This window comes from Actinoplanes sp. NPDC048791, from assembly GCF_040650095.1.
Taxonomy (GTDB): domain Bacteria; phylum Actinomycetota; class Actinomycetes; order Mycobacteriales; family Micromonosporaceae; genus Actinoplanes.
This window is the reverse complement of sequence record NZ_JBEZGQ010000342.1, coordinates 1-7813: the sequence shown is the minus strand read 5'-3', so window position 1 is coordinate 7813 and position 7813 is coordinate 1. Positions and strand designations below refer to the sequence as shown.

Here is a 7813-nt window from a genome sequence, read left to right as displayed (position 1 = left end):
ACGGTCTGGCGAGGTATCCCGATACGGGGGTTTCCCTCGAGGATGTCGTTGGCCACGGAGGCGACATTACCGTAGGCTGCGAGTTGCGTCGATTCCGCCGACGCGGACCTGGTCTTCGTCGGCAACCCCACCAACCCGACCTCCGTGCTTCATCCGTCCGCCGACGTGGCCGCGCTGGCCCGGCCCGGGCGGGTGCTGGTCGTGGACGAGGCTTTCGCGGACACCACGTACCGGCCCGGGGTGGGTGGTGAGCCCGAGTCGCTGGCCGGCCGCCGCGACCTGCCGGGCCTGCTCGTGCTGCGCAGCCTGACCAAGACCTGGGGACTCGCCGGCCTGCGGATCGGCTACGCGCTCGGCCCGGCCGAACTGCTGGCCCGGCTGGCCACCGCGCAGCCGCTCTGGGCGGTCTCCACCCCGGCGCTGGCCGCGGCCACTGCCTGCGCGAGCCCGGTCGCGGTGGCCGCGGAACGGCGGATCGCCGCCGAGCTGGCCGCCGAACGTGACCACCTGGTGGAACGCCTGACCGGCGTGCCGGACGTCACTGTCGCCGGACGGCCGGCCAGTGCCTTTGTCACGGTCCGCTTCCCGGGCGCCGACCAGGTGCGTCTTGAGCTGCGCAAACGGGGGTACGCGGTACGCCGGGGCGACACCTTCCCGGGGCTGGGCGCCGATTGGCTCCGGATCGCGGTGCGCGACACTGCCACCACGGACGCGTTTGTTGCGACCCTGACAGATGTGCTGAAGGAGCGACAGTGACCCTGGAGACGACCCTCGCCGCGATCGGCCCCGCCGATGAGCCGGCCATGGCCGCCGCCCGTGACCTGCAGTCCCGGCTGACCAAGCCGGCCGGCTCGCTGGGCGTCCTCGAGGAGTTGTCCGTCCGCCTGGCCGGACTGGCCGGCACCTGCCCGCCGCCGCTGCCGGAGCCCGCCGCGATCGCCGTCTTCGCCGGGGACCACGGCGTGCACGCCCAGGGCGTCTCGCCGTGGCCGCAGGAGGTCACCGCCCAGATGGTGGCCAACTTCGTGGCCGGCGGTGCGGTGATCAACGCGTTCGCCCGCCAGGTCGGCGCCTCGCTGATGGTCGTGGACGTCGGCGTCAAGATCCCGCTGCACGGCGGGGACACCCTGCTCGATGCGAACATCCGCCGGGGCACCCGCGACCTCGCCGTGGAGCCGGCGATGACCGTCGACGAGGCCCGGGCGGCGCTGGAGGTCGGCATCTCGGTGGCCGGCGCTTTGGTCGACGGCGGCGCGAAGTGTCTGCTCACCGGCGACATGGGAATCGCCAACACGACTCCGGCGGCGGCCCTGGTGGCCGCCTTCACCGGTGCCGACGCGGCCGCGGTGACCGGCCGGGGCACCGGCATCGACGACGAGACCCACGCCCGCAAGATCGCCGTGATCGCCGGTGCGCTGGCCACCCACGCCCCCGACCCGCGGCAGCCGCTGGCCACCCTGGCCGCCCTCGGCGGTCTGGAGCACGCCGCGCTGGCCGGCTTCATCCTCGGTGCGGCCGAGCGCCGGGTGCCGGTGATCGTGGACGGGGTCATCGCCTGCTCGGCTGCCGTGGTCGCCGCCGCGTTCGCCCCGGACGCCGTCGCCGCGATGGTGGCCGGACACCGCTCGGTCGAGCCCGGCGCCACCGTCGCGCTGGCCCAGCTCGGCCTCACCCCGCTGCTCGATCTGGGTATGCGACTGGGCGAGGGCACCGGCGCCGCGCTGGCCCTGCCGATCGTCGCCGGCGCGGTCCGGGTCCTGCACGACGTGGCCACCTTCGACTCGGCGGGAGTGTCGGAGAAGTGAACCTCTATCCCATGGCGCTCAAGCTCGACGGCCGGCGGGTGCTGGTCGTCGGGGGCGGCGCGGTGGCGACCCGGCGGATGCCGGCTCTGCTCGCCGCCGGCGCCCGGGTCGACCTGGTGTCACCCGCGCTGACCCCGGCGCTGCACGCGTACGTGGCGGCGGGCCGGCTGACCTGGCAGGAGCGGCGGTTCGTCGCGTCGGACGTGGACGGCGCCTGGCTGGTGCAGGTGGCCATCGACGACCCGGCGGCCGCCGCCGAGGTGAGCGTGGCCGCCGAGGAACGGGGCGTCTTCTGCGTACGCGCGGACGACCGCGACGCCGCGACCGCCTGGACCCCGGCAGTGACCCGGCACGACGAGGTCACCGTGGCAGTCACCGACAGCGGCGACCGTAAGCGCGCCCGGGCCGTCCGGGACCTGATAGCTGCCGCTCTGGAGGAGACCCCGCAGCGGCGGCAGGAGCCGTTGCGCGGCCAGGTGGCGCTCGTCGGCAGCGGACCCGGCGACCCGGAGCTGATCACCGTCAAGGGGCGCCGCCTGCTGGCCCGCGCCGACGTGGTGGTGGCCGACCGGCTCGTGCCCGGCATGCTGCTGGACGAGCTGCGGCCCGACGTGGAGCTGGTCGACGCGGCCAAGATCCCGTACGGGGCCTCGGTGGCCCAGGAGGAGATCAACCGGGTCATCGTCGAGCGGGCCAGAGCCGGTGCTTTCGTGGTACGGCTCAAGGGCGGTGACCCGTTCGTCTTCGGCCGCGGGGGCGAGGAGGTCGTGGCTTGCGCGGAGGCCGGCGTACCGGTGCTGGTCGTCCCCGGGGTGACCAGCTCGATCGCCGCTCCGGCGCTGGCCGGCATCCCGGTCACGCACCGCGGTGTGGCCCACGAGTTCACCGTGGTCTCCGGGCACGTGCCGCCGGACAGCCCCGAGTCGCTGGTCGACTGGGCCGCTCTGGCCCAGCTCCGCGGCACGCTGGTGGTGCTGATGGGCCTGAAGAACCTGCCGAAGATCGCCGCCCGGCTCGTCGCCGAGGGCCGGGCCCCGCAGACGCCGGCCGCCGTCGTGCAGGAAGGTTCGACAGACGCCCAGCGCGTGCTGCGCAGCACCCTCGGCGAGGTGGCCGCGGCCGCTGCCGAGGCGGGAATCAAGCCGCCCGCCGTTGTGGTGGTCGGCGACGTGGTCGCGGTCCTGGAACGGGGATAGCCGCGTGAGCGATGGGTAACGGTCAGACATGAGTGAGCGACCGCACATGACATTGTCCGGGATCGTGCTCGATGCCCCGGACGCACAGGAACTCGCCGCGTTCTATCAGCGGCTGCTCGGCTGGAGCGTCGTCCAGGACGAGCCCGGCTGGGTCAAGCTGGGCGCGCCCAACGGCGGGCCGGGGCTGTCCTTCCAGACCGAGTCGGCGTACGTGCGCCCGGTCTGGCCGGCCGGCCCCGACGATCAGCAGATGAGCGTGCATCTCGACATCGAGGTGGAGGACCTGGAAGCCGCCTGCGCCCACGCCGAGAAGGCCGGGGCGACCAGGGCGGACTTCCAGCCGCAGGACGACGTCCGGGTCTACCTCGACCCGGACGGTCATCCCTTCTGCCTGTTTCTCTAGCTGGTCCGGTCCTTTAGCTGGTCCGGTCCTCTGACTGGTCCGGCTTGGCGTCGGTGTCCGGCACGCCGAGCTCGTTGAGGAACGTGCGGGCCCACTCGGCGACGTCGTGGGTCCGCAGGTGCCGCTGCATGACCCGCATCCGGCGCTTGAGCTCGGCCGGCTCCGCGCCGACCGCGCGCAGCAGCGCGTCCTTGACCCCGTCGGGGTCGTGCGGGTTGCACAGGAACGCCTGGCGCAGCTCGGTCGCCGCCCCGGCGAACTCGCTGAGCACCAGCGCGCCGCCGCCGTTGGCCCGGCAGGCGACGTACTCCTTGGCGACCAGGTTCATGCCGTCGCGCAGCGGCGTCACCATCATGACGTCGGCCGCGACGTAGAGCGCCGCCAGCTCCTGCTTGCTGTACGACTGGTGCAGGTAGTGCACCGCCGGCATGCCGACCCGGCCGAACTCGCCGTTGATCCGGCCGACCTCGCGCTCCACCTTGACCCGCAGCGTCTGGTAGTGCTCGACGCGCTCCCGGCTCGGCGTGGCGACCTGCACCATGACCGCCTCCGGCACCTTGAGCTTGCCGTCGGCCAGCAGCTCGCGGAACGCCTTGAGGCGCAGCTCGATGCCCTTGGTGTAGTCGAGCCGGTCGACGCCGAGGATCACGGTCTCGGGGTCACCGAGCTCGGCGCGGATCTGCTTGGCCCGGGCCTGCACGGCCGGGTCCGCCGCCATCCGTTCCATGTCGGCGGTGTCGATGCTGATCGGGAACGCCCCGGCCTTGACCTTGCGGCCGTCGACCTGGATCGACTGGCCCTCGTAGCGCAGGCCCAGCAGGTGCCGGGCCAGCCGGACGAAGTTCTGCGCCGCGAGCCGCTGCTGGAAGCCGACCAGGTCGGCGCCGAGCAGCCCGCGCAGGATCTCGGCCCGGAACGGCATCTGCATGAACAGCTCGATGGGCGGGAACGGGATGTGCAGGAAGAAGCCGATCCGCAGGTCGGGACGCATCTCGCGGAGCATCGCGGGGACCAGCTGGAGCTGGTAGTCCTGCACCCAGACGGTCGCGCCCTGCTCGGCGACGTCCGCCGCGGCCTGCGCGAACCGCTGGTTGACCAGCCTGTACGCCTCGCGCCAGCGCCGTTTGTAGACCGGTGTCTCGACGGCGTCGTGGTAGAGCGGCCAGATGGTGGCGTTCGACTGGCCCTCGTAGTAGCGCTCGAGCTCCTCGGCGCTCAGCGGCACCGGGTGGATCTTGATGCCTTCGAGCTCGAACGGCTCGGGCGCCTCCCCGTCCCCGCCGGCCCAGCCGATCCAGGTGCCCTGTTGCTGGGTGAGCACCGGATGCAGGGCGGTGACGAGTCCGCCGGGGCTCGGGCGCCATTGCCGCTCGCCGTCGACCATGACTTCGTCGACGGGCAGGCGGTTGGCGACGACAACAAAGGAACTTCGTTCGGCCACGCTGAGTGCACCTCCGGGTCGTGCTGGGTTCCCAGCCCTGAGCCTACTGTGCGTAGCTGCTCGGGGCTGGCCCCGCTATGGTCCGGCCGCGCGGCACCGCCTCTGGCGGGAAGGTGCCATTCTGGGCCGGTGAGCCAGTCCGTTGATCTTCCCCCGCCGCGCCGGCCGCTGTTCTTCCCTGTGGTCATTGCCACCGTGCTGCTCAGCATCATCGGGATGTCGGCGGGCCTGGTTCTCGGATCCCGCCACGAGACGCCGCAGCAGACCGGCGACCAGACGCCGTATGTACCCACTGAAGCGACGGTCTCACCTGGGGACTGCCCGCGCGAGATGCATGACACCGCCCGCCGGGTCCTCCGTGAAGAGGTGCGGCTGACCAAGGTCCTGCAGGTGCGGACGCTGGAGACCGGCACGACGGTGTGGATCTGCCGGGACGACACGGACCGGCTGTTCTACCAGGCCAACCGCGGCGGGGCCGAGGGTAAGTGGATCGAGGGGGAGACCGCTCTGTTCCTGGAGAACGTGGAGCCGCGGGGCGACGGCTATTTCGCCAGGGCGGCGGACGGCAACACCTTCGACGTGAACTCGGAGCGGCTGGAGGTCGTCCGCAAGGGGGAGAAGAAGACGTACAAGGTCACGACCGACTGAGCTGAGCGGGGAATCCGGGCGGCGTGGTCGGGGTTGTTGTAGGTGGCCGGTGGCGACCTGGAAAGATTGGTCTTTCGTTCCGGCAACCGGAAATCACGATCTCGGAGGTAGGCCGCACCGTGGCCCAGTTCATCTACGTCCTGGAAAAGGCGCGCAAGGCGCACGGCGACAAGGTCGTGCTCGACGATGTGACGCTCAACTTCCTGCCCGGCGTCAAGATCGGTGTGGTCGGCCCCAACGGCGCCGGTAAGTCCAGCCTGTTGAAGATCATGGCCGGTGTCGACACCGTGAGCAACGGCGAGGCGCGGCTCATGCCGGGCTACTCCGTCGGCATGCTCGCCCAGGAGCCCCCGCTCAACGAAGCCAAGACCGTCCTCGGCAACATCGAGGAGGCGGTCGCGGAGACCAAGGCCAAGCTCGAGCGGTTCAACAAGATCGCCGAGCAGATGGCCACCGACTACACCGACGAGCTGATGGAGGAGATGGGCAAGCTCCAGGAGGAGCTCGACCACTCCAACGCGTGGGACGTCGACTCGCAGCTCGAGCTGGCCATGGACGCCCTGCGGTGCCCGTCGCCGGACGCCGACGTCACCCAGCTCTCCGGTGGTGAGCGCCGCCGCGTCGCGCTGTGCAAGCTGCTGCTCGAGGCGCCCGACCTGCTGCTGCTCGACGAGCCCACCAACCACCTGGACGCCGAGAGCGTGCAGTGGCTGGAGCAGCACCTCGCCAAGTACGCCGGTACCGTCATCGCCATCACGCACGACCGGTACTTCCTGGACAACGTCGCGACCTGGATCCTCGAGCTGGACCGCGGCCGCGCGTTCCCGTACGAGGGCAACTACTCGACGTACCTCGACAAGAAGGCCGCCCGCCTCAAGCTGCAGGGCCGCAAGGACCAGAAGCTGCAGAAGCGCCTCGAGAACGAGCTCGAGTGGGTGCGCTCCAACGCCAAGGCCCGGCAGACCAAGTCCAAGGCCCGCCTCGACCGCTACGAGGAGATGGCCAACGAGGCCGAGAAGACCCGCAAGCTCGACTTCGAGGAGATCCAGATCCCGCCGGGCCCGCGTCTGGGCAACACGGTGATCGAGACCAAGGACCTGGTCAAGGGCTTCGACGACCGGGTGCTCATCGATCACCTGTCGTTCTCGCTGCCGCGCAACGGCATTGTCGGCATCATCGGCCCGAACGGCGTCGGCAAGACCACGCTGTTCAAGACCATCGTCGGGCTCGAGCAGCCGGACGAGGGCCAGGTCCGGGTCGGCGAGACCGTCAAGCTGTCGTACGTGGACCAGAGCCGTTCCGGCCTCGACGGGTCCAAGACGGTGTGGGAGGTCGTGTCCGACGGGCTGGACCACATGATGGTCGGCAAGGTCGAGATGCCGTCCCGCGCCTACGTCGCCGCGTTCGGTTTCAAGGGGCCGGACCAGCAGAAGCCGGTCAAGGTCCTGTCCGGTGGCGAGCGCAACCGGCTCAACCTGGCGATGACCCTGAAGATCGGCGGCAACGTGCTGCTGCTCGACGAGCCGACGAACGACCTGGACGTGGAGACGCTGTCCAGCCTGGAGAACGCGCTGCTGGAGTTCCCGGGCTGCGCCGTGGTCATCTCCCACGACCGGATGTTCCTGGACCGGATCACCACCCACATGCTGGCGTGGGAGGGCACCGACGAGGACCCGGACAAGTGGTTCTGGTTCGAGGGCAACTACGACGCGTACGAGAAGAACAAGATCGACCGTCTCGGCGCCGACGCTGCCCGCCCGCACCGGGTGACCTACCGCAAGCTGACGCGTGACTGAGCTAGCCCGCGGCGGAAAACCCAGGACAAACCGTGACTAGGTTCGTCTACGACGCGGCCGTGCGCTGGTCCGACATGGACGCGTACGGCCACGTCAACAACGCGCGCTTCCTCACCCTGTACGAGGAGGCGCGCGTTGCCATGTTCTTCGTCGGCGCCCGGGCCAAGGGCCTGACGTCGTTCGAGGACGGGATCGTCATCTCCCGGCACGAGGTCGACTATCTGCGCCCGGTCGACTACGGCGAGGCGGTCCGGATCGAGCTGTGGATCTCCGAGCTGCGGGCGGCCAGCTTCACCGTGAGCTACGAGTTGTTCGACGAGGACGTGCTGGCCAGCCGGGCGAAGTCGGTCTGTGTGCCGTTCAACCTGGCCGAGCAGTTCCCGCGCCGGCTGACCGGCGCCGAGCGGGATTTCCTCACGCCGTACCTGGAGAATTGAGGATGGCCGCCCACGGCATCGCCGGCGTCGCGGACGCGGGGGCTTTCCTGGCCCGGCTGACCCGGCTGGACCGCAACGTGCTGGTCC

The 7813-nt window shown here is 70.7% G+C and carries 7 protein-coding genes and 1 pseudogene; 7 read left to right on the top strand and 1 reads right to left on the bottom strand.

Annotation, left to right across the window (positions count from 1 at the left end):
* Positions 1–99 precede the first annotated feature (99 nt).
* From AB0C29_RS23570 to AB0C29_RS23555, 4 genes and pseudogenes are all read left to right on the top strand, one after another.
* Positions 100–756: pseudogene (locus AB0C29_RS23570) on the top strand (aminotransferase class I/II-fold pyridoxal phosphate-dependent enzyme); the annotation flags it as partial.
* Positions 753–1805, top strand: coding sequence for a nicotinate-nucleotide--dimethylbenzimidazole phosphoribosyltransferase (gene cobT, locus AB0C29_RS23565; protein WP_360823735.1), 1053 nt, complete (start codon positions 753–755; stop codon positions 1803–1805). The pseudogene AB0C29_RS23570 and the gene cobT, both read left to right, overlap by 4 nt.
* Positions 1806–1816: 11 nt before the next feature.
* Entirely contained in the window at positions 1817–3001 is a 1185-nt protein-coding gene (gene cobA / locus AB0C29_RS23560) for a uroporphyrinogen-III C-methyltransferase (RefSeq protein ID WP_360823738.1), read from the top strand.
* Positions 3002–3029: 28 nt separating this feature from the next.
* Positions 3030–3404 carry a VOC family protein gene (locus AB0C29_RS23555; protein ID WP_360823732.1) on the top strand — a complete coding sequence of 125 codons (375 nt, stop codon included), beginning with the start codon at positions 3030–3032 and terminating at the stop codon, positions 3402–3404.
* 13 nt (positions 3405–3417) lie between these two features.
* Here the strand turns inward: AB0C29_RS23555 and AB0C29_RS23550 are convergent, their stop codons facing one another.
* A complete protein-coding gene (locus tag AB0C29_RS23550; RefSeq protein ID WP_360823729.1) occupies positions 3418–4845 on the bottom strand; it encodes a trehalose-6-phosphate synthase in 1428 nt (475 codons plus the stop codon).
* Between the two features lie 129 nt (positions 4846–4974).
* On the opposite strand from AB0C29_RS23550, the gene AB0C29_RS23545 reads away from it, so the two are divergent.
* The 3 genes from AB0C29_RS23545 to AB0C29_RS23535 all read left to right on the top strand — a co-directional run bounded on the left by AB0C29_RS23545 (position 4975) and on the right by AB0C29_RS23535 (position 7726).
* The gene (locus AB0C29_RS23545; RefSeq protein WP_360823726.1) at positions 4975–5493 is read left to right on the top strand and encodes a hypothetical protein; all 519 of its coding nucleotides are present in this window, start codon (positions 4975–4977) and stop codon (positions 5491–5493) included.
* 119 nt (positions 5494–5612) lie between these two features.
* Positions 5613–7289 carry an energy-dependent translational throttle protein EttA gene (gene ettA, locus AB0C29_RS23540; RefSeq protein WP_360823723.1) on the top strand — a complete coding sequence of 559 codons (1677 nt, stop codon included), beginning with the start codon at positions 5613–5615 and terminating at the stop codon, positions 7287–7289.
* A 32-nt stretch (positions 7290–7321) separates the two neighbouring features.
* On the top strand, positions 7322–7726 hold the full coding sequence (locus tag AB0C29_RS23535; protein WP_360823720.1) for a thioesterase family protein: 405 nt from the start codon (positions 7322–7324) through the stop codon (positions 7724–7726).
* The last annotated feature ends 87 nt before the right edge of the window (positions 7727–7813 follow it).

Bases quoted from the DNA above. Each gene is read 5' to 3' on its own strand.
- cobA (WP_360823738.1), top strand. From the start codon at position 1,817: ATGGCGCTCAAGCTCGACGGCCGGCGGGTGCTGGTCGTCGGGGGCGGC.
- AB0C29_RS23555 (WP_360823732.1), top strand. From the start codon at position 3,030: ATGAGTGAGCGACCGCACATGACATTGTCCGGGATCGTGCTCGATGCC.